Source organism: Paenibacillus sp. EC2-1, assembly GCF_049311625.1.
Lineage (GTDB): Bacteria > Bacillota > Bacilli > Paenibacillales > Paenibacillaceae > Paenibacillus_AQ.
In genome coordinates, this window is sequence record NZ_CP186006.1 from 3,117,501 (window position 1) to 3,144,155 (window position 26,655).

24 protein-coding genes (1 of these 24 cut by a window edge) are annotated in these 26,655 nt (G+C 41.3%); 6 read left to right on the plus strand and 18 right to left on the minus strand.

All coding sequences use genetic code 11. The annotated features are described in order from the left end of the window. Positions 1–1,393: the 5' portion of a fibronectin type III domain-containing protein gene (locus ACK8P5_RS14615; RefSeq protein WP_422657002.1), read on the minus strand. 362 nt of this gene lie to the left of the window's left edge; the window shows 1,393 of its 1,755 coding nt (coding positions 1–1,393); it begins with the start codon at positions 1,391–1,393; the stop codon falls past the left edge of the window. A gap of 461 nt (positions 1,394–1,854) precedes the next feature. Here ACK8P5_RS14615 and ACK8P5_RS14620 point away from each other — a divergent pair, with 461 nt between their 5' ends. Further along, positions 1,855–2,721, plus strand: a complete 867-nt coding sequence (locus ACK8P5_RS14620; protein WP_422657003.1) for a copper amine oxidase N-terminal domain-containing protein — start codon at positions 1,855–1,857, stop codon at positions 2,719–2,721. A gap of 191 nt (positions 2,722–2,912) precedes the next feature. Here ACK8P5_RS14620 and ACK8P5_RS14625 read toward each other — a convergent pair whose 3' ends face one another. The 3 genes from ACK8P5_RS14625 to ACK8P5_RS14635 form a co-directional block, all read right to left on the minus strand. After that, positions 2,913–4,064, minus strand: coding sequence for a PAS domain-containing sensor histidine kinase (locus ACK8P5_RS14625; RefSeq protein ID WP_422657004.1), 1,152 nt, complete (start codon positions 4,062–4,064; stop codon positions 2,913–2,915). After that, complete coding sequence (locus tag ACK8P5_RS14630) at positions 4,057–4,710, minus strand: response regulator transcription factor (RefSeq protein WP_422657005.1); 654 nt, start codon at positions 4,708–4,710, stop codon at positions 4,057–4,059. Before ACK8P5_RS14630 ends, ACK8P5_RS14625 begins: the two co-directional genes overlap by 8 nt. A 129-nt stretch (positions 4,711–4,839) precedes the next feature. Further along, the gene (locus ACK8P5_RS14635) at positions 4,840–5,274 is read right to left on the minus strand and encodes a GAF domain-containing protein (RefSeq protein WP_422657006.1); all 435 of its coding nucleotides are present in this window, start codon (positions 5,272–5,274) and stop codon (positions 4,840–4,842) included. 283 nt (positions 5,275–5,557) lie between these two features. Between ACK8P5_RS14635 and ACK8P5_RS14640 the strand changes: the two genes are divergently transcribed. Beyond that, the gene (locus tag ACK8P5_RS14640; RefSeq protein ID WP_422657007.1) at positions 5,558–6,337 is read left to right on the plus strand and encodes a Crp/Fnr family transcriptional regulator; all 780 of its coding nucleotides are present in this window, start codon (positions 5,558–5,560) and stop codon (positions 6,335–6,337) included. 81 nt (positions 6,338–6,418) lie between these two features. Here the strand turns inward: ACK8P5_RS14640 and ACK8P5_RS14645 are convergent, their stop codons facing one another. From ACK8P5_RS14645 to ACK8P5_RS14695, 11 genes are all read right to left on the minus strand, one after another. Then, positions 6,419–7,825: a protoporphyrinogen oxidase gene (locus tag ACK8P5_RS14645; RefSeq protein ID WP_422657008.1), complete on the minus strand. Its 1,407-nt coding sequence runs from the start codon at positions 7,823–7,825 to the stop codon at positions 6,419–6,421. Positions 7,826–8,039: 214 nt separating this feature from the next. Next, positions 8,040–8,780 (minus strand): GTP pyrophosphokinase, encoded by a 741-nt coding sequence (locus ACK8P5_RS14650; RefSeq protein ID WP_422657009.1) that lies wholly within the window; start codon positions 8,778–8,780, stop codon positions 8,040–8,042. 171 nt (positions 8,781–8,951) lie between these two features. After that, the gene (locus ACK8P5_RS14655) at positions 8,952–9,860 is read right to left on the minus strand and encodes an EamA family transporter (protein ID WP_422657010.1); all 909 of its coding nucleotides are present in this window, start codon (positions 9,858–9,860) and stop codon (positions 8,952–8,954) included. 202 nt (positions 9,861–10,062) lie between these two features. Beyond that, positions 10,063–10,446, minus strand: coding sequence for a hypothetical protein (locus tag ACK8P5_RS14660; protein WP_422657011.1), 384 nt, complete (start codon positions 10,444–10,446; stop codon positions 10,063–10,065). 127 nt (positions 10,447–10,573) lie between these two features. Next, entirely contained in the window at positions 10,574–11,941 is a 1,368-nt protein-coding gene (locus ACK8P5_RS14665; protein WP_422657012.1) for an LLM class flavin-dependent oxidoreductase, read from the minus strand. A gap of 32 nt (positions 11,942–11,973) precedes the next feature. Continuing rightward, positions 11,974–12,810 (minus strand): ABC transporter permease, encoded by an 837-nt coding sequence (locus ACK8P5_RS14670; protein WP_422657013.1) that lies wholly within the window; start codon positions 12,808–12,810, stop codon positions 11,974–11,976. Beyond that, entirely contained in the window at positions 12,807–13,664 is an 858-nt protein-coding gene (locus tag ACK8P5_RS14675; RefSeq protein WP_422657014.1) for an ABC transporter permease, read from the minus strand. The genes ACK8P5_RS14670 and ACK8P5_RS14675 overlap by 4 nt, the downstream gene beginning before the upstream one ends. A 31-nt stretch (positions 13,665–13,695) precedes the next feature. After that, entirely contained in the window at positions 13,696–14,715 is a 1,020-nt protein-coding gene (locus ACK8P5_RS14680) for an aliphatic sulfonate ABC transporter substrate-binding protein (RefSeq protein WP_422657015.1), read from the minus strand. A 44-nt stretch (positions 14,716–14,759) separates the two neighbouring features. Beyond that, positions 14,760–15,536 carry an ABC transporter ATP-binding protein gene (locus tag ACK8P5_RS14685; RefSeq protein ID WP_422657016.1) on the minus strand — a complete coding sequence of 259 codons (777 nt, stop codon included), beginning with the start codon at positions 15,534–15,536 and terminating at the stop codon, positions 14,760–14,762. A gap of 198 nt (positions 15,537–15,734) precedes the next feature. Beyond that, a complete protein-coding gene (locus ACK8P5_RS14690; protein ID WP_422657017.1) occupies positions 15,735–17,198 on the minus strand; it encodes a sulfatase-like hydrolase/transferase in 1,464 nt (487 codons plus the stop codon). Positions 17,199–17,645: 447 nt separating this feature from the next. Further along, entirely contained in the window at positions 17,646–19,064 is a 1,419-nt protein-coding gene (locus ACK8P5_RS14695) for a sulfatase (protein ID WP_422657018.1), read from the minus strand. Between the two features lie 131 nt (positions 19,065–19,195). Here ACK8P5_RS14695 and ACK8P5_RS14700 point away from each other — a divergent pair, with 131 nt between their 5' ends. After that, positions 19,196–21,187 carry a beta-galactosidase gene (locus ACK8P5_RS14700; RefSeq protein ID WP_422661480.1) on the plus strand — a complete coding sequence of 664 codons (1,992 nt, stop codon included), beginning with the start codon at positions 19,196–19,198 and terminating at the stop codon, positions 21,185–21,187. Between the two features lie 112 nt (positions 21,188–21,299). Here ACK8P5_RS14700 and ACK8P5_RS14705 read toward each other — a convergent pair whose 3' ends face one another. Next, the gene (locus ACK8P5_RS14705) at positions 21,300–21,641 is read right to left on the minus strand and encodes a DUF952 domain-containing protein (protein WP_422657019.1); all 342 of its coding nucleotides are present in this window, start codon (positions 21,639–21,641) and stop codon (positions 21,300–21,302) included. Positions 21,642–21,666: 25 nt separating this feature from the next. Beyond that, a complete protein-coding gene (locus ACK8P5_RS14710) occupies positions 21,667–22,563 on the minus strand; it encodes a LysR family transcriptional regulator (RefSeq protein ID WP_422657020.1) in 897 nt (298 codons plus the stop codon). A gap of 121 nt (positions 22,564–22,684) precedes the next feature. Here ACK8P5_RS14710 and ACK8P5_RS14715 point away from each other — a divergent pair, with 121 nt between their 5' ends. Continuing rightward, the gene (locus ACK8P5_RS14715; RefSeq protein ID WP_422657021.1) at positions 22,685–23,758 is read left to right on the plus strand and encodes a branched-chain amino acid aminotransferase; all 1,074 of its coding nucleotides are present in this window, start codon (positions 22,685–22,687) and stop codon (positions 23,756–23,758) included. Positions 23,759–23,817: 59 nt separating this feature from the next. On the opposite strand, the gene ACK8P5_RS14720 is transcribed toward ACK8P5_RS14715, so the two are convergent. After that, entirely contained in the window at positions 23,818–25,392 is a 1,575-nt protein-coding gene (locus tag ACK8P5_RS14720; protein ID WP_422657022.1) for an ATP-binding protein, read from the minus strand. Positions 25,393–25,600: 208 nt separating this feature from the next. Between ACK8P5_RS14720 and ACK8P5_RS14725 the strand changes: the two genes are divergently transcribed. Further along, positions 25,601–25,915 carry a hypothetical protein gene (locus tag ACK8P5_RS14725; RefSeq protein ID WP_422657023.1) on the plus strand — a complete coding sequence of 105 codons (315 nt, stop codon included), beginning with the start codon at positions 25,601–25,603 and terminating at the stop codon, positions 25,913–25,915. A gap of 149 nt (positions 25,916–26,064) precedes the next feature. Further along, positions 26,065–26,634: a thymidine kinase gene (locus ACK8P5_RS14730; protein ID WP_422657024.1), complete on the plus strand. Its 570-nt coding sequence runs from the start codon at positions 26,065–26,067 to the stop codon at positions 26,632–26,634. Positions 26,635–26,655: the final 21 nt, after the last annotated feature.

The following is a 26,655-nucleotide window of genomic DNA, read 5'->3' on the forward strand; positions in this document are numbered from 1 at the left end:
CAGTCGTAATATCTTTTAAGTTATTATACAACTGCATATATGCGGTACCACTACTTTGCATATCTATCGTCTGTGGTGCCATGGTCAAAATAAAATCCGGTCCAACTTTTTGCTGTAGTTGACGTACAGCGTTCGTCAGATTCGCAACATTCATACCATTTTCTAAATCAATATCGAGACCATCCAATCCAAATTGGGTGATTACATTATATATACTATTCACAAAATTAGTTACATTGGGCGAGGCACTGCTCAGATTCACGTTCCCTTTTTCTCCGCCGATTGAAATAATGACCTTTTTGCCTTGAGCTCGTTTTGCCTGAATATCATTGATTAAATCCGCATTAGAATATCCACCAAGTGCATTAGAAAGACTTGAATCGACGTTAAAAGTTACTCCACCAGGTTTGGTTGGATCCATATCCGCAAAAGATAATACGATAATATCGTACTCACTAGGCACATCACTTAGTTTCAAGGCTGATGATCCATTGATAAAATTCTGCCAATAACCGGTTAATGTATGTTTAGGCAGGCTTCCATTACTTCCACCCGATAGAGTTGTTCCACTCACCGCCATACTTGCAGCAGAAACATTACCCACAGCATCTTTTGCTTTCACTGTAAATGTATAAGTTGATCCTGCCGAAAGACCAGTAACTGTAGCTGTCGTGCCTGGTACAGATAAGGCAAGTGTGTTCCCTTGATAAATATCATAACCAATAACACCTACGTTATCTGTTGAAGCGTTCCATGACAAAGAAATGCTGGAGAGAGTATTTCCTGTCACTAAGACATTTGTTGGAGCAGTAGGGGCCTGCGTGTCTGGACCGCTACTGTTATTATCCGTAGTAACACTGACAGCATTACTTGCATTCGATAGATTCCCCACTGCATCTTTCGCTTTAACAGTAAAGGAATAAGACGTATTTACATTCAGATTAGACACAGTATAAGCAAGTGTCGTGCCTGACACATTCCCTACCTCGGTCGAACCTTGATAAATACGGTATCCTGTGACACCTACATTATCTGTAGATGAGGACCAAGACAAAGACACGCTTGACGAGGTCTTTCCTGTGATTTGCAGATTACTTGGCGCAGTTGGCGCTTGTGTATCGGTACCGCCTCCACTGCCCTGAATTTCTTGCCATAGTGCTGGTACATTAGAAGGTTCCCATCCAGGAAGGGAGGTATGTGCTTGTATATCTTTATATGTCTTCCCTCCGTATGTGACTGTATCGTTTACAGCATAGGAAACGTAGGGAGCCCATGCGCCACGATCAGCTGCTGATGCCATCATCGGCAATGAGCTAAGAATAAGTAAAATAACTAAAACAAGCAGACCAATTTTCTTATGTCTGAGCCGGATAGCCTTAACACTTTTTTTCATAATATCTCCTCCTATAATTTCATATGGCCTCTCTCCAACCCGCTCAAAATTTCACCTCCTTTCATGAAAAACCAAATCAAGGCACGAAGAAATAATCGTCCAAAACAAATAAACCTGTATCTGTTGTGCAGTTCATTAATAGAAGGAGATCGAGAGAGTTGTACTGAAGCATAATATAGAAGAAAGGAATTGCAAAAAAACTGCGAATGGTATCCAAACAAAGAGGAACTTACAAAATTGGGGAGTTTTGAATTGTCTACAACCAATAATTACATTTTATATATGTATTGTAATTAATTGGGCTGATGCTGTCTATAACAATATTTTAGGGATGGGACAGGGGAAAGCAGATTAAGGAAACAAATTTATTAATTTTCATAAATATAGAAACTGTTTACATTTATAATGTGTCTATACTAAATATAGGAAAATCCAAGATGAAGCCAAGGAGGTTTATCGAATTGAAATTGAAATCATTTCTTCTCATTTGTTTTTCCATGTTTTTTGTAGTGTCCACGGTTCAAGCAGCCACAACAATATCAATAAGTGTTAATGGTACTACTGTTAAAACGGACGTTGCTCCTTTTATTGAAAACGGAACCACCTACGTTCCGTTGAGAAGTGTTGAGCAGATTGAAGGACTCTCTATAAAAAGCTGGAACAACAAAACTAAAACACTTATAATATCAGACCCTAGTAAGTCAATGACGTTTCGAGTCAATAATCAAAGCCAGTCGGATTCACCCCTAATTAAAAATAATCGTGTAATGGTTCCTATTCGTTTTATCGCTAGGAATTTCAGTAGTGATGTAGCCTGGAACGCTTATACAAAAACCGTTCATGTAGCAAAAATTAATGACAAAGAAAAAGCTAATTTGAAATCGGAAGACATAACAGAGTCCCGAATTGCAGCTATTAATATTCCGATAATCTCTACGTTAAAAGAGCTTACTGCAGGTGAAAGCAGTGCAGGATATTTCCAATTGATGTTTCCTGAAGGAGAGTCGAAAAATTTCTTCACAATACAGAATGGAATTATTAATCATTACCAAGTTAAAGAAAATGCAGCTTGGCTTACATGGAGTGGAATAATCGGAGGGAATAAGAATACAAATACATTCTGGGTAACAAACACCGACATATCAAGTGAAGTAGGGCAACGCCCTACGAGCAAAGATCGGTTATTTTTCTATAATATTTCTGAACATTCTGGGCAGTCTCAGCATGGATACATCTCCACTAATGGTGAGAAAACAATCCTTGGAAGCAAAGATATGAACAGCTTAAATGACTTATATCCAATCCCAGAAGAAGAACTAAAGCATTAAACTAAAGGACTGTGGGAAGCTTTATTAACCCAAGCAATTTCATATATACTGCGACTTCATCTTGCAGAGCCGCAGCAACATGCGAAATATCAGCATCAACAACATCGAGTCCGAACCCACACCAGTTAATACAAAAAACCTTTGTTGATGAACCATCAACAAAGGTTTTTCACGCTGATATATCGTAATTCTTATGCCGGAATAATCAGTCTTATCACTGTACCCTCACCCGGTGCCGTCTCGATAAGAAGTCTCGCCCCAATTCCATGTGCCCGCTCTTCCATACTGAACAGTCCGACACCTTGTTTCTCTTCACTACGGATAATACCTACGCCTTTATCAATAATACTGACCTCAACCGAAGTTGAGGTTTGTTCAATTCGGACTTCAGCTTGATCCACTTCAGCATATTTCCCGATATTTAACAGTGCTTCCTGGATGATACGGTAGATCACCGTCTCTTGTTGATAATTCAAACGTTTGGTTAAACCCGATTTGAAATCCACTCTTATACCATAGTGTTCGGTGAAGTTTTCGATATATGTGCGGATGGCAGGTACAACACCTAGGTCATCGAGTATAGAAGGTCGAAGCTGCCACGCCAATCCACGGACATCTTCTATAATATTAGAGACTTCTTGTCTAACAACAGTCAATTCATCAACAGTCGAACTCTTCATTTCTGAAATATTAGAGGAAGATTCCAACCGTTCCTGCTCAGCTATTAAGATCCGGTCCATACTAATTAACAATGAAAATAAACTTTGGCCAATGCCATCATGAAGTTCGCGCGAGAAACGCTTACGCTCTTCCTCCTGAATGTCCATCACCTTAACCATCATACGCTTTAATTCTTCTTCCGCAGCTTTAAGGCGGGTAACTTCATGGCGAATGGCTAAGAATTGTACAGGTTCTCCCTCTTCATCAAAAAGAGGCACGATTGTTGTATCAACCCAGTAGTACGTTCCATCCTTGGCTTTGTTTCTAATCTCCCCATGCCATACAGAACCAGATTTAATGGTATCCCAAAGTGTCTTCATAAATGCTTTATCATGATAATCCGAGTTGATAAGCCTATGATCCTTACCAAGTAATTCTTCACGAGAATATTTTGAAATCTGACAGAACTTATCATTCACATATAAAATTCGGCCTTTATAGTCCGTAACCGCAACAATGGAGGATTCATCTAGGGCGATTTTTAAATCACTTAATTGTCGCAGCGAATTTTTTACGTTATCCAAAATATCAGGATCTGCATGAATGCCATCAAGCTGATTCAAAAGTTCCATGACATGCTGACCAATCACCTCAGGGTAATGGGAACTTTGATTATTATTCAAAGGTTAGCAACCCCTTTTGCATCGCATATTTAATCAAGTCAGGACGTGATTTGAGACCTAACTTCTCCATCAAATTGCTTTTGTGGGTTTCGACTGTCTTTACACTAATAATCAGCTTCTCTGCAATTTCTTTGTTAGCATATCCCTTAGCAGTCCAGGATAACACTTCTTTTTCTCGATCTGAAAGGGATTCAAACTCGTCTGTCCCTTCGCCATTCTTAACTTTTTCAATATACTGCCCCATTAAACGTTTTGTAGCTAGTGGAGTTAAGTAAGCATTTCCCGCAGCCACATAACGGATAGCCGTTAGTAATTCTTCATGCGGAGCGTTCTTTAAAATATACCCTGAAGCACCCGCTTGAATGGCGCGAAATAAATATTGTTCATCATCATGCATCGTTAGAACTAATATGTAAATGTCCGGCATCAGCTTTTTCAATTCTTCTGTAGCTGTCATACCGTCTTTGCCGTGCGGCATGCTCAAATCCATTAGAACCACGTCAGGTTTTAATTCCTCAGCCATACGTATGGCCTCATCTCCGTCCGCAGCTTCCCCAACCACTTCTATATTCTGCTTCTCGCCTAGTAGCAACTTGAGTCCGGACCTTACTACAGCGTGGTCGTCCACAATCAACAGACGTATCATGATTCCCCTCCTAATATCCGTTCCAGTAAGTGTGACTTATATCATGATATAAGAAAACAACAATCCCAGCAAATACGGATTGTTGTTACTGTATAGAATATACAAGCATTAAGCACATTTAAATGTATACTAAGCTGTTTCTGGTTTTCTAGAAAAATACGTTGCTGCTTTCTCTAGCATCGCCAACTCAGGCGTCGTATAGATCGCGCCAATTCTTCTACCCATTAACAGAATACCCATCGTTTCATTGTCTTCTGTGCGCACAGGTGTAGCTGCAGCAACAACAAGACGTTCAGCCAGCATGATCGAATCAACACTTCGACGCTGTTCATCAGAAGTACATGTTCTCTGAACAGTTCGTCCGATCCGAATGACTTCACCTGAGATCCCCTGTCCTGGCCGATTTACCATATACCTGAACTTTTCATTGATGTTACCCGAAGCTGCAATCCATCGAATTTGACGGGATGAGGCATCATATAATGCAAGTGCACAAAAATCGCACTCTATATGTTGACGCAACTCCGATAAATAATGTTCCCACTCCGCTTCTCCGGCATTCATTTCGAGTCCCTCCCATATATAGTTGTTCATTATAATAATTATTGTATATTGATCAAAACAAATTGTAGATCGGGGTATTCCCTGAAAAAACACTAAGGGTACACGAGCATGAATTGCATGATTAGGCGATATCATAACGAATTCACTCGCTAAATTCTATGATATACCTCACTAAAATGAGGGGATACCCTCAGAAAAAATTCAGAGCGTTCCCCGATGTTCGATTGTTCCGTAATCTTTTATGATAGATACAACAAGAGAACAACACGGGAGGCTGATCATAATGGCCATGACGATTGAACATCAACAAACATTTAAAGCATGCTGTAATGCAGTGAAATCCAAGACAGAACATTCCGCTCTTAAAGGAATCGCTCAATATTTATCAGAAGAACAGTTCGGATGCTTAGAAATAATTATGCAGACAAGAAAAATTGCCAAGGGTTCCTATTTATTCTGGGAGAGCGAAGATGCAGATAAACTATATTACATTATTTCCGGACAGGTGAAACTGCTGAAATCAACAGAAGATGGCAAAGACCTTATTCTCTCCGTTATGCAGAAAGGTGATTTGATCGCACAATTCAACGGCCTAGCGAGCGCTCAGTACGGATTCAGTGCAGAAACAATGAGTAATGCTCAAGTGGGCGTGATTTTGCGAAAAGATCTGGAAGAACTATTGATCAACCGTGGCGATATTGCACTGCAATTCATGTATTGGTCGGGTCTAAACAATCAAATTATTGAATCTAAATTACGTGACCTTCTTCTACATGGTAAGCCAGGAGCACTTGCCTCCACTTTGATCCGTATGAGCAACACGTACGGTATTCCAGCTATAGATGGTTCCATTCATGTTCAATTAAAACTAACTAATGCTGAACTTGGTGAAATGATCGGCTGCACTCGTGAAAGTGTGAATCGTATGCTCGGAGATTGGAGAAACGAAGGAACTATTGATATCGAAGACGGAAAAATGATTATTCGTGAAATCGAAAAATTGCGCGAAATTTGCAAATGTCCGAATACTTCGGGCTGCCCTGTCCAAGTATGTCGTCTATAGGTCGATCTCTCGAATTAAAAAGACACCATTTTATTCAATGAATAATAATGGTGTCTTTTTATTTATTTTATAAAACTCGAGTTATGCGTCTTGTTGATTTTGTTTCAGCCGTGTCACAATTTCATGAGCAGTCTTCTCTCCATTACTTATACAGTCTGGAATGCCTACTCCATAATAAGAGCAGCCTGCCAACAATACATTAGGATATCTATGCTCAAAAGCTGTCTCAAGAGAATCCACGATTTCACGGTGCTTTAAATGATAATTCGGCATATTATTGTGCCATTTCGTCACTTCATAAGTAATGGGTCTAGCTGCTAAACCCAGACTTTTGTGGATATCCATCATCGCCACTTCTGTCAGTTCTTCTTCCGTCATATTCATCAGTTGATCGTAAGCAGGATTCGAACTTTTATAAAATAGCCTAAGAAGGAGACGACGCTCTTTAGACGTATGCTCCCATTTCCTACTGGTCCACGTACAAGCGTCACACATCAAATCACTATTCTTGGCTGTGATAAAACCTGTCCCATCACTCGGTAGTTGGCTATCCATAACATCAAACCCAAGATAAATACTAATCATCGACTTCGTGTGCAGCTGTGCTAATTGATTCGTGAGTGAATAATCCTGAAGCAGCTCTTGTGTCTGGTGGCTACCACCGCTGAGCACAACATAATCTGTCTTTAACTCGCGGCCATCCGCCAATGTAATAACATAACCCTCTTCACTCTTTCTCAAAGTCTCCGCTTTTACACCTTTATAGATAAGAGTATCTTCCAAGCGTTGTTCCATTCGGTCTATTAATGTAGACACACCCGATTTGAAGGAGATAAACTTTTTGTTGCTAGCGCCTAAATAGATGTGTCTGTTTTCACCGAGGCCCTTAATAATGCTTCCATATTTATTCTTGTATTCAAGTAGATAAGGAAATGTCGACGCGATGGTCAGATCATGCAAATCACCAGAATAAACACCAGAAATTACCGGTGCAATCTGTTTATCTACAAGCTCTTTACCGAGGAAGGCTTCTAAAAACAAACCAAGCGAATCTTTTTCCTCAAATGTTTCGTTTGGGATGTATAAATCTTTCAATGCCTCAACTTTTCCTTCGGCTGATACGAGCTCGCTTTCAGCGAGTGACCTCAGGTCGGTTGGAATGCCGAATACTGAATCCGCAGGGATCTTTTTCAATCCTGCTTCTGTATAAATATACGAAGTCCCTGTGGCGTTATAAACAACCTCTTCAGTCAATCCTAACTCTTCCAATAAAGGGGCAACATTTGTCTTCCTTGCAACGATGGAGTCCGCACCTGTCTCCATAATGAATTCACCATTCGAGAGGGTTCTTATTTTCCCCCCAAGGATTTCATCGCTCTCTACAAGAACCAATTGCATATCCAAGTCGCATTGTCTTGCTTCCTTCTGCAAATAATACAACGTAGATAATCCTGTAATACCACCACCAATAACAACCGTCGTTACCATGACAATAACACCTCGTATATGTAAGTTATGAACAATTGTTTATTATGATTTACTGTCTAACATTCTATCCAATTCAAAAGTATAACATAGGTGGACGGGCATACTGCGACATGAGCCTTTCAAATATGTGAACAGTTGTGAAATACTGGAGCCACTTGGGCATAAAAAAGAACTCTGCAAAAAAATCACAGAGTTCTTTATCGTGAGACAATGATCAATCTTGGGTCAATACATCTAACAAGCCCGAAGGAAGTTTAAATTGCTGGTTGCTGATCTGAATATTTCTTAACTCTTCTAATAATGACTCTTGAGGGTGTGAATCTTTAATAAGCTGTACTTCATGCTGCAAACGTTCCATTTGATGATCCAAAGCGTTAGCAGTATCTGCAGCAATCTTCAACTCAAGCAATAGTCTTTCCGGTACAGACTGGTTGTATTTATAAAAAATCTTGTGCTCTAAACTTGCCCAAAAGTCCATTGCAATGGTCCGAATCTGTAACTCGACACATACATGTTCCACGCGATCTGAAAGAAATACAGGTACTTCAAGAAGCAAATGTAGACTTTGATAGCCATTTGGCTTCGGATTCTTAATATAATCTTTAACATTAAGAACTTTCAAGTCGCTTTGATTCTCTAACATTTCACTGACTTTATATATATCAGAGAGAAAAGAACACGTGATTCGCAGGCCTGCAATATCCTTAATATTCTCTTCGACCGATTCTAGAGAGATTGGGACTCCTTTACGATTCAATTTTTTGAGAATACTTTCCGGAGACTTCAGCCTGGATTTCGTATGTTCAATCGGGCTGTAATCATGAAGAGCTTGAAACTCTTCCTTCAATATTTCAATTTTGGTTTCTATTTCGTCAAGTGCAAATTTATATTTCATCATAAAACGTGTGATTTCATTCTTCATTATTTTGAGCTGTCCGAGTTGCTGTTGGTTCATTTCTAGTCGTCCTTTCAGTACGATGATAGATCGAATGATGCATTTATGAATTGCATGTTACTCATTTATTATTCTAAACTTTTAAGGCTTACGACTGCAACTTTCATACATTAACTAATTGTTAGCTGTAATACTTCTGATACAAAAGACCGCTTAAAGCGGTCTACATCTTTACGTTGCTTGTGCTTTTTTAGTTCTTACCGCTGCGATCTGTGGATAGGCAATTCCAAGTAGGATAATAATGACGCCGATCCACTGTGTCATTGAAACATGTTCCCTTAACACAAGCATCGACACAATAACAGCCACAGGAAGTTCTCCGGCACCGAGAATCGTGGCGAGGCCTGTGCTAATCTTCGGCGCACCCAAAGCGAATAAAAGAACGGGTAGCACTACACCAAACGCCCCTAATATCAACCCATATATCCATAAGCCATTAGCAGGTGAAACCTCTAAGAATACTTTGGGGGTAAAGAGAACGGTCAACAAGATCAGTCCCCCACAGGACATATAGAAACTTCTTGTGATTGGCGACATCTGTGTCTCAACCCTGCCACTAAAGAATACGAACAACGCCATCATGAGTGCCGCAGCAAGACCTAACAGAGTCCCTCTCAAGTTAAGCTGTAGTTGCTCTGCTCCAATGATTCCACCTGCTAACACCGTTCCAACAAGCAAAATAATGATAGACACCAGCGTGGCTCGAGATGGAATCTTCCTGTTCACAATTGCTTCAATAACGACCCCCATCCAGGTAAATTGGAACAGGAGTACAACTGCTATAGAAGCTGGGATACTTTGAAGTGACAAATAATAAGTTACTCCAGTCAGACATGTACAAAGCCCCACACAAGCAAGTCTGCCAAACTGTTTCAGCGTTATTCTTCTCCTCGCAAAAACAAGCATTAATACAAGCAAGATGAGCCAACCTGTAAAGAACTGGCTGATCATCACTTCTTGAAACTTAAAACCCTTGCTGTACGCCAGCTTGACAACGGTTGACAAAATGCCGAAGCAGCATGCTCCTAAAAATACATACAGTGAATTTTTGAGTAATTGATACAATTGTTTCTCCTCCACAGAAAAACCCCGCTCCTTTTTGTTTTGGATACCAGAAAACAAAAAAAAGTGGGGTCAAAATTTACATTATTCATTTACGATTCATTGTATGATAAAAGTTGATTAAAGTAAACGGTTCGTAAAATATTGGTACAGCCTATCTTGCTCATAACATCGATTATATGCAAGATAAATTGCGGATAGGGTAACTTATCTTCCACGCTTAAGGCTCAATTAGAGCTTTCGTTGCATACCATCTTCCCTTCTTAAGTTTCAAAGAAAGACTAACCGGTTCATAAAATCCCATTTCTTTCGTGTCGTATTTATGTGTAACATACACTTTAGCCGTTAAGAACAAGTGAAAAGGAAAAGAAACTCCGATCTTATGAGCAGACGAATCGTATACATACCCTTTTTTTGTCATACCTCTTTCTACTGGATCTATTGATTTTAATGTAGATTTATTCATATAGTCAGTATAATCATAAGCACCACTCATTCCTCTTTCTAGGATGAAGCGAACATCCTTCGCAATCCAAAAGCTGAATGCAATATATACAGCGATAATGATTATCACAGAAGTTAATACCCAACCTTTCAATTTCACGTTACTCCCCCTTATTTGAGATTAATCTCCTTACTCTATATAACAACTTCAAAGATCATAATAAAGTTGCAGTACTCCTCAAAAAAATCCCCTCGGTCAACCGACCATAAGGGGAGCCTCTACACTTTTATGAGAATAATACGGGTTCAACCTCTTTTGACTTCCGGAAATAATTCACACTAGGTCTAGGTAACCCAAGATGATCCCTTAAAGTAGTCCCTGTGTAATCCTGACGAAACAATCCACGCTCCTGTAATACGGGAATGACTAGGTCAACAAACTCTTCTAATCCGCCCGGAAGAACCGGTGCCATGATGTTAAATCCATCGCAGGCGTAATCCTCATACCATTCCTGCATGAAGTCTGCAAGCTGTTCAGGTGTGCCAACAAACTGCATATGTCCTCTTGACGCAAGTACTTTTCTGCCGAGTTCTGCGATCGATAGTTTTTCTTTATAAGCCAAATCCAACAGAAGCTGAATTCGACTTTTCATTCCATTAGAAGCTGCTACAGGATCTGGAATATCAGATGGTAGCGGTTGATCTGGAGACAATCCACTCAAATCATAATTTAAAAATCCAGATAACACCGCAACTGCCGTAGACTCAGGAATTAGCGCTTGAAGCTCATAATATTTTCGCCATGCTTCTTGCTCCGTATTTCCGATGACGGGAGAGAGTCCAGGCATGATCTTGACATCTCCAGGTTCACGTCCATATTTAGACAACTTGGATTTCACAGATTTATAAAAACTCTTTGCTGCCTCAAGTGAAGTCTGGGCTGTAAAAATCACTTCAGCATACTGCGCAGCGAAATCTTGTCCCGCTTCTGATGAACCTGCCTGAATCAGTACTGGATAACCTTGTGGAGGTCTTGGTACATTCAGTGGTCCCAGGGTGGAAGACCACTGGCCTTTATAATCAACGGATCTAACCTTAGTAGAATCAGCAAACTTTCCTTGTTCCCGATCGAGTATCAGTGCATCATCCTGCCAGCTATCCCAGAGCCGTGTAGTCACATCGACGAATTCTTGCGCCATTTTATAGCGTAAACCATGCTCTGGATGCTTCTCTCTTCCGAAGTTTTGAGCTTCAATATCTAACTGCGAGGTTACGATATTCCATCCCGATCTTCCACCACTAATATAATCGAGTGAAGCAAACTTCCTAGCAACATTATACGGTTCATTATAGGTCGTAGACACCGTTGCAGTAAGACCTATCTTTTGAGTTACCATGGATAGCGCAGGCAGTAGAGTCATTGGATCAAGCATTCCCGAAACAGACTGCTCAACCTGCTGAACATGAACATATAACAAGTCTGCAAAGAATAGCATATCGAATTTACCTCGTTCTGCCGTTTCAGCTAGTTTTTGATAGAATGAGATATCAAAGAGTTGTTCTACTGCCGAATCAGGGTGACGCCAACCTGCATGATGGTGGCCGGTATAATAGATAAACGCTCCTAAATGCATCTGTTCATTTCTAATTCCCATATTGATTTCTCTCCTTTATTTACGTTAAGTCTTCAGCCCGTATAAGTATCTCTCCACCTCAGCCAGCGCTTCTCAAGCACTCTTACGACGGAATCCGACAGCTTGCCAATAATGGCAAAAATAATGATTCCTACAAATACAACATCTGTCTGAGAGTATGCTCTTGCATCCTGAATCATATATCCAATCCCTGCGCTCGTTCCCATCATCTCCGCAACAACCAGTACAAGCCACGATACGCCAAGAGACAATCGGACCCCTAGTAAAATATTCGGTAGAGCAGCCGGAATGATGACCTTATGAATCTGCTGCCATTTCGAAAATTGAAAAATCCGTGAAACCTCGAACAACTTAATATCCACACTTCGTATTCCAAGGAATGTGTTTACATATACCGGGAAAAAAGCTCCCAGGGAAATCATAAGCGTCTTGGAAAACTCACCAATTCCAAACCAAAGAATAAACAATGGGATAAGCGACAACAGTGGAACAGTTCTCAGCATTTGCAGAGACGGATCTAACGTTCGCTCAACGATCTTGCCTAATCCTGTAGACATTCCAAGTAGAAATCCTGCTAACCCACCCAGTACAAATCCAAGCATGGCCCGAATAAAACTAATCCGAAAATGATCCAGTATTTCCCCACTTACAACAAGTCTGAAGAACTGACGAACGATGGCATACGGCGTAGGTAGCAGGTTCGGTCCAATCCACCCTAGACTACCCGCGATCTGCCAAATAACTAGAAGAATCACAGGTAAAATCCAAGCATGCAATGAGCCCGGAATACCTTGAAGCCAAGCTCTGTGTGTAGTCTTCGAATTAACGTTGCTCTCAGTTTCAAAAAGCGGTGTAATATCTTTACTCATGATCGGCCACCTCCTTGGTAGCTATCTTGCCACTTCAGCATTCTCTTCTCCAACCACCGAACCAATGAATCTGATCCCTTCCCGATCAAAGCGAACACAATAATTCCAGAAAAGACGACTGTGGTTAATGAGAATGAACGCGCATCATTGATTAAATATCCGATTCCTGAACTTGATCCCATCATTTCTGCAACAACCAAGCCAAGCCATGCAACACCGATGGAAAGTCGCACCCCAAGAAATATATTCGGTAGTGATGCTGGTATGATCAGCTTCGTAATCAGATCCCAGCGACTGAACTGCAAGACACGTGCCACGTCGAACAGCTTACTGTCAACTGAACGAATACCCAGAAATGCATTCACGTACAGTGGAAAAAAAGAACCTTTTGCAATGAGCAGTATTTTGGAAGTCTCACCAAACCCAAACCACAAAATGAATAACGGAGCAATCGCCAAATGAGGTAGTGTCCTGAGCATTTGAAGGGATGGATCTAACAGGCGTTCTGCGGAGTAAGAGAATCCTACCCATATCCCCGCCGCTAGCCCAAGTCCGCCGCCAAGTAAAAAGCCTAGAAGCGCACGATATGCTGAAATGCCGAAATGACTAGCTAATTCTCCTGATTGGGCCAGACTAATCAGCTCTTCCAAAATATCGCTGGGTGCAGGGAGAAGGATCGGGTTTAAGATATTCAGCGCACCCGCAACTTCCCATATGATCAAGAGTGCCACAGGGACAAGTATGCCTAGAAGCGCATTCGTTATTGAAATCAAGACACGTCGATTTTTTGTTGTTCTCAGCTTATGATGAGTTCTCGGCTTTACAGCCGCTTGACTTATACCCTCTTGAAACATGTCCCTAGCCTCCCTTCATTTGAATCGTTCATTATTTCAACCTGTCTTTCAAAGCTTCTTCTATATATCTGTTATCGAATACTTGCTTCACGTCAATCTTCTTTCGAATGGTCTTTTGTTCGTACTGAAAATCTGCCGTCTTCTGCTGTTCAGCAATAATCTCATCTGAAACCGGAATATTGATCATATGAGATCTGTCGAATGTTCCTTGAATGACCTCACTAGGTACCCCACGCTCCTTAGCATATCGTTGAACAGCTTCCTCCCGATGCTCATTTTCCCAAGTCAACGTTTTATTGAGTACTTTTAAATACAAGGTAACAAGTTCAGGATACTGGTCGGCAAATTCTTTCCGAACAATGTTAAATGAAGGAGAAAGAACCCCCAGCTTCTCACCGTCAACCAGTACTTTACCTTTTCCGGTTAAGGAATTGAGCGTAATATACGGGTCCCATGTCGCCCAAGCATCCACGCCCCCTGATTCAAAAGCGGGCTGCGCCTCGTCAGGTTGGAGCTGTATAATCTCAAATTCGGATGGCTCTATTCCAGCCTCAGCAATGCTTCGATATAAGAAGTTATAAGCATTACTACCCTTCGCTACAGCAATCTTCTTCCCCTTAAGATCAAGTAGTTCTTTAGCAATACTATCTGGTGGCACAATAATGGCCACATTGTTCTTCCCCTCGAGTGTCTGGGAGATCACCTTAAACGAAATGTTCGCTGCTTGAGCAGCAACAATCGGCATGTTGCCAAGACCTGCGAAATCCAGTCGGTTCGATGCCATTGCTTCGGTCATGGGCGGTCCACTCTGAAACTCTGCCCACTCCACGTTGACGCCAAGTTTACCGAATTCGTCTTCGAACCACCGTTCTTCACGTGCTTTACCGAATAAACCTCCGCTTCCTTGTACCCCAAGCTTTACTGTTAACCCTTCATAACTCCCCTTAGTTAATGGTTTATCCGAGCTCGTATCCTGAGCTTGTTTCGCGCAGCCGCTCATCCAGACCGTTAACAGCAACAATAATATGGCTATGGCACGCAATGGTTTCATCGACAATCTCTCCCCTGATCAATTTAAATCTTTCTTGTACTCCCTTATATTCCGGCGCCATGATCAATTTCTGGCCCTTCTACTTTCTCGAATTCATCCAAAACCTTACGCCGAAACTCCTGAAAAGGCTGCGACGTTCTCTTTCTTGGAAAGGATAGTTCGATGGGCAGCACGGTACGAATATGTCCCGGTCTTGGGTTCATAATCACAACCCTTTGACCTAGGAAGACGGCTTCATCCAAATCATGAGTTACGAACATCATAGTTGTTCGGTTTTGTTGCCATATGTCAAGCAGTACCTCCTGCATATGTGAACGAGTAAAGGCATCGAGTGCGCCAAATGGTTCATCTAGTAGAAGCACTTCCGGATTACGAAGCAAAGCCCTTGCAATAGAAACACGCTGAGCCATACCACCAGATAGCTCCCTCGGGTAGGACTTTTCAAATCCCTTCAACCGAACCAACTCAATTAATTCATCCACTTTCTTTCGGACACGGAAATCTTTCAAGGCTAAATTTCCTGCAATATTTTTCTCTACCGTCATCCAAGGAAAAAGGCGTGGCTCTTGAAAGATGAAGCCTTTCTCGATCCCTGGTCCTTCAATCGGTTTGTCGTTAAGAAGTACCTTGCCTGTATAGTCTGTATCCAAACCAGCGATGATCTTGAGCAGCGTACTTTTACCACATCCACTTGGTCCAATAACCGTGACGAACTCACCTTTCTGAACCGACAACTCAATATTATGAAGGGCTCGAACTGTCCCCGTCGGTGCTGAGAAAGATTTATGCAATTGTTCGATTACCAGTGAATCTAATGCCATTACGATCACCCCTTTATATTTGATAAAACCTACCCGTTTACTAAGTATTATGCATAAAAAAAACTGGAGATTCAGCGTTAAAGAGTACTCTCGTAACAGAAGTACCGCGCTTTAATCTCCAGTTGTCTGGTCGATTGATTTAGTTAATCGTCATTTTAGCAACTTCATTTATGATTGTCAAACATTTTTTGGTCATCTTTAAGAATACAGTCCCGTAAAACTGCTCTCTCTCACACCCGGAGATACAGGTTTAATTTGTCCGCTACCACATACCGGAGCAGACACTCCGTCCTTGTCTGGAATGACATATTTTCCGAACCATTGTCCTAGACCCAAACGCAAAGATTCTAAGACAGGCAAGCAAGTTGGATCGTCAATCCGATTGTTGTTCTCATCAGGATCATTTAATACATTGTACAAAGCATGGGGGCCGTAAGGATAATTGTGAACATACTTCCACTCACGTGTTCTTATCATTCGTACTGGACCGTATTCATCATAAATGACGACGTCCTCACGTCCGGGTCCCTGCTTTCCAGCGAGCAATTCAGAGAAACTTCTTCCTGGAAGCGCGATCTCTAGCTCAGGTTGATTCAATCCTACGTATTCGAGTAGTGTTGGAAACACGTCATATTGGCTAAGTAATTCATCACAGACCTGTCCTTGAGCAATCACACCCGGATGACTAAATATAGCTGGTACTTTTACAGAGGTATCATACATATTGAGTGGAAATGTTCCATTTCCTTTGCCCCATACGCCGTGATGTCCCATGTTCATGCCGTTATCGCTCATAAAGATGACAAGGGTGTTACCGCGAATTCCCTTTTCCTCTAAGCTGTCAATAATCTGTCCAATGCCCATATCCATTGCGGTTATCGAAGCGTAATAACCTCTTAGAAGCTCTTTACGGTGTTCTCCTTCGCCGCGTGGACATGTTGCGATCTGATTCGGATGTATTGGAAGTTCCGGCACCGATTCAAACGGGCAATCATCATACATCGAGACATATTCTTCCGGATGCTCGGAGCGTTCCCATGGGGAATGAGGCGCTGTATAGTGAACACCTAAGTAAAATGGATTCGTCTCTTGAGTCAGATCATCCAGAAATGTAAGCGCATGGTCGGTTATAAACTCTGTAATGTATCCGTTCTCAATTTTGACCTCTCCATCCTCCACAACATCCGGTCTCATGTAAGAGCATCCACCGCGGGCGATAGAATACCAGCGACTAAATCCTTTTTGCGGAACGATGCTGTTGCCCAGATGCCACTTGCCGCTAAGCGCACAAGAATATCCTGCTTGCTCCAAGAGCTCGGTATAACAGGTCTGACCATCCAGATAACCTACCGCTTTCTCTTCATCTCTAAATACAGGATCAGCTGCGACAGATTCATCCAGTTTATCCTTATCCAGATTACCGGATCTGATCCAATCATGAACGCCATGCTGTGATGGAATGCGTCCTGTCATGATCGAGGCTCTGGCGGGAGAGCACACGGGTGATGCACAGAAAAAATTCTCAAACCGAACTCCTTCCGCAGCTAAACGATCAAGATTCGGCGTCTGAATCTCTTCATTCCCTTGTGAACCTAGTGCCCATGCCCCCATATCATCAGCTAAGATGAATACAATATTAGGCTTGTTTTGAACATGTTTCATAACTTATGAGTCCTCCGTTCAGTAGGATTAGAGATGAGCTTGTTCAATCATACATTGTACGCCCTCCATTATATTCCTTTATCCTTAAATGCCAAGGGAAAAATTGGTTGCCCTTTCACAGAACCAAAACAAGTAGATAGGACAATAAATATTGATAAAATAAAGGGATTCGCCATGACTTTTGCGACATCGTCTCATCCTTTCTTCCTTAAATAGCAGAAAACTATCCCCCGATTTCAGGAATAGTCATCTGCCATATTAGTATTAATACTTAAACAACCTGTTGATTTAACGTAAGCGTTTACAAGTAATTTTAAATTAACAATCCCTTCTCAAAATACCAATCAGTCAAATAAACAAATCATGTGTGAAATCGATATTGGCATACAAAAAGGCCACATTTCATAGGTCAAGCCTTGAGTTGTGGCCTTGTGCAATCAATTTTCCTTACTCACCCGTATATACAAAAGGTTCGTCGCCAACCTCTTGCTGGAGCCGGCCTAACTCTTGTTTCAACACATACACGACGTGTTCATAATCAGGGTCATTGTACACATTGATCATCTCATAAGGGTCTTTCTTTAAATCAAACAATTCCCATTCGGGCTTCTTCGGCTCATCCATTGTTCCTGAAGAACCTAGAGCATCAGCGTAGTAATATATCAATTTGTATTGATCGGTTCGTACACCATAGTGTGCGTAAACATTGTGCTCGGACATATGCATCCAGTATCGGTAGTACATGGAGTTACGCCAACCCTCAGGATTCCTTCCTTCAAGGATGGATCGAAAACTGACCCCTTGCATAAATTCAGGAGTAGCAATGCCCGCATAATCTAAAAATACAGGAGCAAAGTCCACATTAAGCACCATATGCTTACTTACTTGTCCTGCCGAAATCTCACGAGGGTAGCGAACTACAAATGGCATCTGCAAAGATTCCTCATACATAAATCGTTTATCATACCAACCGTGATCACCGAGAAAGAATCCTTGGTCTGAGGTATAGATTACCATCGTATCGTCGCTTAGCCCCTCTTGGTCCAAATAATCAAGCAATCGGCCCACATTATCATCTACAGAAGCAATGCAGCGCAAGTAATCTTTAATATATCGCTGATATTTCCAGCTTTTTAGAGCTCTTCCTTCCAGATGAGCAGGCGGGTCCATCTTCAAATCCGTCTTGGTAAGGTCACGGTCTATTCTCATTTCTGCGGCTGCGGCTGCACTAGCTCGATTAGCGTAATCATCATGGAAAGTTTCTGGTTCAGGGATATCGATATCTTCATACATATGGGCGTGCTTCTGATCCGGAATCCAAGGGCGATGGGGTGCTTTATGGTGACACATTAAGAAAAAAGGCCTATCTTTATCCCTCTTTGCGATCCAATCTATCGATTTATCTGTAATAATGTCGGTTGCATAACCCTCTTCATGAATTGTACTTCCCATTTCATAAAACTTTGGATCCATATAATCGCCTTGTCCAGGAAGCACACTCCAGAAATCAAACCCCGTTGGATCACTTTCCCCTCCATGACCGAGATGCCACTTCCCAATCATCGCGGTCTGATAGCCATCTTCTTGCAACAATTTCGACACGGTCATCTGCCTTCCATCAAACCTGTCAGATAATGTTTTGACACCGTTTACATGATTATATGTACCTGTTAATATGCTTGCTCTGCTTGGTGTACAGATGGAGTTGGTACAGAAGCAATGGTCAAATCGAATACCTTCATTGGCAATTCGGTCAATATTCGGCGTTTCGTTAATCTTACTACCGTAACAACTGATAGCATGGGCAGCATGATCATCACTCATCATAAAAATAATATTGGGACGCTTTACATTACTGTTGTTCATCGTAAATGGTCCTTTCATTTCAAAGTTTCAATTCGTTATACTTATATTCAAATTGTACACTGTTTATAATTCCCTTTTTATTATAGTATTCAGATAAGAAATTGACAACCATTAAAAGGGAAGTGTTCAAAATGTTATATGGCGCTTGTTACTATCCTGAACATAGGGAACAAGACCGTTGGGAAGAAGATCTACAATTGATGAACAGTGCAAAAATTAATGCTCTTCGAATTGGGGAATTTGCTTGGAAGAGGTTCGAACCTGAAGACGGAGGATATGATTTCTCATGGATGGATTCTTTTATTGAACTTGCAGGAAGCTACGGGATACAAATCGTATTGTGTCCACCCATGAGAACAATTCCTGTATGGTTAAGCGAAAATGACCCTTCATTGCATATTGAGAACCATAACGGAGATCGGTTAGAGCATGCTAGTAGATACACCTTTTGCATCAATCACCCACTTCTTCGGGTAAAAGCTCACGCTCTTGCTTCAAGTATGGCTATTCGTTACGGAAGTCATCCACAAGTGATCGGCTGGCATTTGGATAACGAAATTGGTGACGAACCTGATTGTCACTGCCATCGCTGTCGGTCAAAATGGCAGCAGTGGTTAGAGGGACGATATGGAGATATTCAAGCACTTAACCGTGCTTGGGGAACGGTATTTTGGTCTATGGAATATGATCATTTCGGTCAAATCCCTACTCCCCGCATAACTAAAGCAGATTATAATCCAGGCTTCATCCAAGCATGGCGACATTTTCGAAGTGACTGTAACATTGAAGTCGTAAAACTTCTTGCAACTGCGATTCGTCCCCATTTAGGAACTGAAGGATCTTATATTACTACGAATAGTCAGATGCCCTGGAATAACCGTACAGACAATTATGAAATGGCCGAACATTTAGATATTACGGGTACAAATTACTACCCTCCGTATGGAGACCGTTGCCATGCTAATGCACTAGGATTAGCAGCCAACCGAAGCTTTAAAAACGCACCATTTCATGTCTATGAGCTGCGTAATGAAGGTCATTCTATCATGGGGGCCTCAGGTAACACGCCTGCTCCTGGAGAGCTCGAAAGGCTGACCATGCATACAATCGCGAATGGGGCAGACGGTGTCTTTTATTTCCCGTGGAAGCGATTCCCTTTTGGCAGTGAACAAAATCATGGTGCGATAACAGATTTCGACGGTAAACCTACTCGGATTTATAATGAATGTCTAGCTATTGGAGAGAAATTAAATGAAGTAGCATCATTCATCCAAGGTTCCCATGTCATCAGCGAAATTGCCGTTTTGTACGATTTCCCTAGTCGCTGGCATGTAGAGCATCCCTCTCCTTGGACCGGAGATAGCAGTCTATACATGAATCATTCCAACAAGTTATATCATACCGTGCGTAAACTTGGTCATAACTGTGATGCCGTGGGTAGGAACAGTGACTTTTCCGCGTATAAGCTTATCCTTGTTCCCATGCTTCCAATTGTAGATGATCTGTTGGTGAAGAAGCTTCAGCGTTATACGGATGAAGGTGGAGTCCTGGTATTTCATCCAATGAGCGGGGTTAAAAATGAAGAGACACGTTATTTCAACGATCGCCTACATCCTGGCATGATCGATCTAATGGGAATACGAACTTTAGAGGTAGCTACTGCAGGAGTCGGTCATGCTATTGATTTTAGCTGGAACGGACAGTCTTACTCAGGAGGCTTATTCATTGAGCTTATTCAACCAACTACAGTACAAATCGAGGGATCATTTGCAGGTGAATGGTACGAAGGGTATCCGGCTGTCACTAAACGATCAAGTGGAGAAGGATATTGCTGGTTTGTTGCTACCTTTGCAGAGGAGAATTTCTATATTGAACTACTGACGCATCTTTGCAGTGACATCGGCTTGTCACCATTACTTAACATACGTCCACCTGCCGAAGTAGAGATAACCATGCGACAACATATTGATGGAACGAAGTATACGTTTCTAATCAATGCGTCCGCACGAGAGAAATATGTGGAGTTAAATAGCAGCCTGCAAGACATATGGAATAACGAGGTTGTATCTGGCACCGTAAGCTTGCAACCGTATCAAGTTCGTATATTACGTTCTGCTGAGTAGGTATATTAAGATATCAAGACGAGTGAGTCTAGCCTTTCAAGTTTTCAAATTTTGATAAACTTAACACTGAACAATAAGACTTCAGCTAGACTCTCTCGTCAACTAATATTGATTACTGAAGCACACCAGCTGGTAGTTGAAAGTTCCCCTCAGCATCAGGTGCGAATTCTAAAGTCTGGATGATCGCATCTAAATTCAGTGGTCCGTAGATATGTGGAAACAGTTTACCTAACTCATATAAGTCCTCATATACAATTTGAGATTCTACTTTTGTGTCATCAATAAGCATCAGTAGTAGATCTCTCTTCCCTTTATATAAAGAATTTGCCACTCCTAATACTTGATCGGTTGTAGAACAATGAATGAATCCTTCCTGTTGCAGGCTGCTTGGAGCATACTCTCCATCAAGAAGCATTTGTTTCAAGGCTGCATGGTTCAGAATATGCATGATCATGAAAATTCCACCTTTGTATGTATAATTATTCCTCATCTCTAAAACTACTTATAAATCGTTGTGCACTCTTCGATAAATAATGATCTTTAAGCCATACAATCCCTACTTCGGATTGAAAATCCGCATCCACTATATCCAGCATTTGTACGACGTTAACAGGAAAGGATGACATGACGGACTTCGGAAAAATCGTGATTCCGATGCCGCTAGCAATTAAGGACATAATGATCGCCACACTTGAACATTCGCAGATAATATTAGGTTCAAAGCCATGTCTCTTGCACTCATTCATAACCTGCTCATGCATTCTTGTAGTCTTCTCTGTCTTCAGCGTAAGGAATGGAAATGTCGCTAGTTCCTTCATATTAACCGTATGATTGTGAAACTGTGGGGTCCATGCACTTGGAATAACAGCAACATAAGGATCAGAGGGTAGTGGAAGCACTTCATATTGATCGATGTGAGTCTGCGCCTCAAATGGGAGTCTCGCAACGACCAATTCAATCACTCTTTTTTGAAGTAGTTCTCCTAAGTATACATGATCTCCCTCTATAATTTTAAACGTAACTTGAGGGTAAGATTCTCGAAAAAGCTGAATGCGATTAGGAAGTAGTGAAATACAAGAAACAACCGAACCAAGAGAAAGAACCCCTCTTACCCCTTCTTCCATCTCTTTAACTTCTCGAAGTGTTTCGTCAAATTGTGCAAGCAAGATTTCTGCTCTTTGCCGAAGAAGCTCCCCTGCATCTGTAAGGTTCAAGCATTTAGACGTCCGATCAAACAATCTTACGCCCAGCTCCTCCTCCATAAGCTTCAATTGACGGCTAAGTGGGGGTTGTTCCATATTTAATTGCTTCGCTGCCCTTGTCACCTGACCCTCTCTTGCAATTGCTAGGAAATACTTCATTTGACGCATATCCACGTTCCATTCCACCGCCCATACCTAAAAGATATGATATTTAAACAAAATAGATACTTTAAATATACCTCTCAAAATGATAGCATTCAATGTAAGAATAAATTTTTAGGGAGCGATGGGAATCATGGCTAGTACAATAGACATCCAAACAACAACGAAGAAAAAACAAAAACCGCTTCAACACGAGCTTGGTTTTGGCATTCATTTTACCGACCACATGTTCATTATGGATTATAGCGAAGGTAAGGGATGGTATGATCCCCGCATCGTACCTTATCAACCCATTGTGCTTGACCCTGCTGCAAAGGTATTTCACTACGGTCAGACGATCTTCGAAGGCTTGAAAGCTTTCAAGACCGAAGAAGGTAAAGTTCTCTTATTCAGACCAGACAGAAATATTCAACGTCTAAACCGTTCAAATGAACGTCTTGGAGTACCACACATCGATGAAGATTTGGCGCTTGAAGCCCTAAAAAAAGTGATTGCGGTTGATCAAGACTGGATTCCTACTGAACCAGGAACTTCTCTATATGTCCGCCCCTTCGTAATTGCAACACAGCCAGCACTAGGTGTTGATGCTTCTACACACTATCAATTCATCATCATTATGTCACCTGTTGGCAACTACTACACTGAGGGAGTAAACCCTGTAAAAATATTCGTTGAGAACGAATATGTACGTGCAGTTAAAGGTGGTATTGGCGAAGCTAAAACGGCGGGCAACTATGCTGCAAGCTTGAAAGCTCAAGAAATTGCCAAAGAAAAAGGTTATTCTCAAGTGCTATGGCTTGATGGCGTTCATCGTAAATATATTGAAGAAGTTGGTAGCATGAACGTCTTCTTCAAGATTAATGGAACCGTTTATACGCCGAAGCTAAACGGTAGTATACTGGATGGAATTACTCGTAGTTCTATTATTCAACTTCTCCGTCACTGGGATATCCCGGTTGAAGAAAGCACAATGTCTATTGAAGATTTGTACAACGATGCAAAGAGCGGTGCTCTTGAAGAAGCATTCGGTACAGGCACTGCTGCTGTAATCTCTCCAATTGGCGAGCTGAACTGGCGTGGTGAACAGCTGACTATTGCAGATGGAAAAACCGGTGAAGTTTCAAGCAAGCTTTATGATACATTAACAGGGATTCAGCGTGGGACAAAACCAGACCCATTCGGATGGATGGTTGAAGTTACACTGTAAATCCATATGAAACAAGGTTCCTAGAGTGATGTCAACTCTTGGAACCTTGTTTTTGTATATTATGTAATTGTATTCTCCTCTGAGATCGGTATTCGGATCGTAAATGTGGTTCCGATATTTAATTCGCTATGTACGTAAATCGCCCCTCCATGATCTTCAACAATTTTTTGACATAACGACAATCCTAGACCCGTCCCCTCCTCTTTCGTTGTATAAAAAGGATCAAAAATCTGATCCATATCACTTGCAGCAATTCCTCTTCCGGTATCTTGCACCTCAATGATAGCTATCTTCTTATCCACCTTCAAAGAAAAATGAACGTGTCCTGTGGTCTCCATAGCCTGAAACGCATTACGGATCAGATTGATCAATACCTGAATGACCTTATCTCTATCCATGTACACCATAGCCTGATCTTCAGGAGTTTCCATTGTAAAGGTATGCCCTCTAGAAGCGGCCTCGGACTCACATAAAGAATATACTCTGGCCATACAAAAATGCAGGGAGTCTAATTTCATGTTGCTGACATGGGGCTTAGAGAACTGAAGGAACTCAGCGGTCAACTCACCGACCCTCGTAATTTCACCCATAATGACATCATACCAAGGCTCAATATTATAGTTTTGTATTTTGGATAACTGAATAAATCCCTTAATCGAAGTTAATGGATTTCGAATCTCGTGAGCCATGCCGGCTGCAAGTTCTCCTACTGTTTTCATCTTTGCTGATCGCATAAATTCTTCCTGACTCTTAAGCCAGCTTTCCCTACGCATTTGGAATATACGTTCTTCGGCCATGCTAATTACTTCTTGAAAGGTTGGTGCTTCTTGAGGAAAATGTGTCACACTGTAGGTTACCTGAATACCTAGCTCATCAAAAGACATTAAATCTTTCACCTTGTCTGACGAAGGAAGAAGGATTGCAAATCGGTCTCCTGCATATCGAGCGGTTGCAAGCATGTTCGTGAAGTGGTTTCGAATCGAGTGTGAGAAATGAATAAGTATCTCATTTGCTGAGGCAATGTCTTTAGCATTCAAAGATTTGAAGTTATTGATGTCGAGCAGAACAAGCTGAAAACTATTATTCTTCTGCGTGAGTTGCTGAACTGTCTTCATGTAACCTTCATAGTTGAGAAAACCAGTAAGCGGATCATGATTAATTAAGTAATCATTCTGTTTCGTTAATGATTTCTTCTCAGATTCCATTCTTATAATAATATGGAACGCGAGAATTATAAAAAAAGAAGTGAGTATATCAAAAAATGAAACGAGTATTGCGTATGTAGACAGCGGTGTGTACGTCAAACGGATTAAGGTAAATTGAAGGATCAAAAGCATCCCTATGGTTATCGTTTCTTTGAACTTCTCCTTATGCTGTATCATATGGATGATCAGAATATAATAAATCAATATACTCCAATTCAAGTGACTCGTGTAATGAAAAGCACCGATAAGAACAAACTGAAAGAAGATAATTTTGGGATATTTACGATCCAGAGCCATACTTGTCATCAACAATAGAGCAGTGATGAGCAAAATTTCCAAATTCACATGTTTACCAAGACTAATTGAAGAGATCACAACAAAGGCTGTCACTAAAGGAACAAACAGGAGCTTGATGATATTAATGGACAATTACAATCACTCCTATCTTCATATACAAACACTAATTTATGGTTATCACCCTTCCATATGTTATAACAAATACGAAGATATGCACAGATAAATCAAGAAGTCAGAAAAATCTTTAATCCATATGGGTATTGGCACAGGTACATCTGTCCTCCACTTCATACTATAACCCAAGATAAACACATAATCTAACTGCAAGGGAGATGCCTTAATGACAGAATATAGTGGATCAATGGGCAATACAGGAATGGGCCATGGAGCACCGAATGCAGATGCCCTTATGAATACGAGTTGGGGTTCACACACGAACGTATCCGGTATGATGGAGAATGCTAATTATCCATTAATGAATGCTGTCCACCCCAATTCAAAGCATGAACATGGACATATGCATGGGCATAAGCATGTTCACGCACACGGCTGTGCTCCAGCGCATGTCGTTCCTGCTGTAGTCAAAACAAGTATTAGTGCAGAATTGGTACTTTTTATTCTCCTCGTTATTATCATCCGTTGCGCTAATTGGTAATCCCCGGCTTCAATAAATTAGACTGCTTTGTGGCCATATGGCTACGAGGCAGTCTTTACTTTTTTTCAAAAGATTTGTTATTTACACATGTGGTTAGAAAATGAGAAAATAGGATTTGGCTTATATGTTTAACGGGAAAGGAAATAAAAATGGCACAGTTATATTTCAAGTACGGAGCTATGAATAGTGGTAAATCCATTGAGATCTTGAAGGTTGCACATAATTACGAAGAGCAGAACAAACCTGTTCTCATCTTTACTTCCGCTTTAGATCATCGAGATGAAGTTGGTTATGTTTCCTCTCGCATCGGTCTTAGACGACAAGCTACCCCAATTACGGAAGATACAGATATATTCGGGATAGTACGCAATCATCAGCCAAAACCTTTTTGTGTTCTTGTGGATGAGTGTCAATTCCTGAGCAAAGACAGCATCCTCCAGCTTGTACGAATCGTGGATGAGTTAGACGTTCCGGTAATGGGCTTTGGACTTAAGAACGATTTCCAGAATCAACTTTTTGAGGGAAGTTGCTACATGCTGACCTACGCTGATAAAATTGAGGAAATGAAAACCATTTGCTGGTTTTGTGAACGAAAAGCGATCATGAATCTTCGTGTAAAAGATGGAAAGCCCGTGTACACTGGCGAACAGATCGTCATTGGTGGGAACGATACTTATTTCCCTGTATGTCGCAAATGTCACACCAACCCTCCACTCTAAAATAAATGTCAATCATAAAGG

What these genes read in the sequence shown, in the direction of transcription:
- ACK8P5_RS14630 (WP_422657005.1), bottom strand. Translation starts at nt 4,710, where the DNA reads ATGATACGTCTGTTGATTGTGGACGACCACGCTGTAGTAAGGTCCGGA.
- ACK8P5_RS14635 (WP_422657006.1), bottom strand. Translation starts at nt 5,274, where the DNA reads ATGAATGCCGGAGAAGCGGAGTGGGAACATTATTTATCGGAGTTGCGT.
- ACK8P5_RS14640 (WP_422657007.1), top strand. Translation starts at nt 5,558, where the DNA reads ATGGCCATGACGATTGAACATCAACAAACATTTAAAGCATGCTGTAAT.
- ACK8P5_RS14645 (WP_422657008.1), bottom strand. Translation starts at nt 7,825, where the DNA reads ATGGTAACGACGGTTGTTATTGGTGGTGGTATTACAGGATTATCTACG.
- ACK8P5_RS14650 (WP_422657009.1), bottom strand. Translation starts at nt 8,780, where the DNA reads ATGAACCAACAGCAACTCGGACAGCTCAAAATAATGAAGAATGAAATC.
- ACK8P5_RS14665 (WP_422657012.1), bottom strand. Translation starts at nt 11,941, where the DNA reads ATGGGAATTAGAAATGAACAGATGCATTTAGGAGCGTTTATCTATTAT.
- ACK8P5_RS14670 (WP_422657013.1), bottom strand. Translation starts at nt 12,810, where the DNA reads ATGAGTAAAGATATTACACCGCTTTTTGAAACTGAGAGCAACGTTAAT.
- ACK8P5_RS14675 (WP_422657014.1), bottom strand. Translation starts at nt 13,664, where the DNA reads ATGTTTCAAGAGGGTATAAGTCAAGCGGCTGTAAAGCCGAGAACTCAT.
- ACK8P5_RS14680 (WP_422657015.1), bottom strand. Translation starts at nt 14,715, where the DNA reads ATGAAACCATTGCGTGCCATAGCCATATTATTGTTGCTGTTAACGGTC.
- ACK8P5_RS14685 (WP_422657016.1), bottom strand. Translation starts at nt 15,536, where the DNA reads ATGGCATTAGATTCACTGGTAATCGAACAATTGCATAAATCTTTCTCA.
- ACK8P5_RS14690 (WP_422657017.1), bottom strand. Translation starts at nt 17,198, where the DNA reads ATGAAACATGTTCAAAACAAGCCTAATATTGTATTCATCTTAGCTGAT.
- ACK8P5_RS14695 (WP_422657018.1), bottom strand. Translation starts at nt 19,064, where the DNA reads ATGAACAACAGTAATGTAAAGCGTCCCAATATTATTTTTATGATGAGT.
- ACK8P5_RS14700 (WP_422661480.1), top strand. Translation starts at nt 19,196, where the DNA reads ATGTTATATGGCGCTTGTTACTATCCTGAACATAGGGAACAAGACCGT.
- ACK8P5_RS14705 (WP_422657019.1), bottom strand. Translation starts at nt 21,641, where the DNA reads ATGATCATGCATATTCTGAACCATGCAGCCTTGAAACAAATGCTTCTT.
- ACK8P5_RS14715 (WP_422657021.1), top strand. Translation starts at nt 22,685, where the DNA reads ATGGCTAGTACAATAGACATCCAAACAACAACGAAGAAAAAACAAAAA.
- ACK8P5_RS14725 (WP_422657023.1), top strand. Translation starts at nt 25,601, where the DNA reads ATGACAGAATATAGTGGATCAATGGGCAATACAGGAATGGGCCATGGA.
- ACK8P5_RS14730 (WP_422657024.1), top strand. Translation starts at nt 26,065, where the DNA reads ATGGCACAGTTATATTTCAAGTACGGAGCTATGAATAGTGGTAAATCC.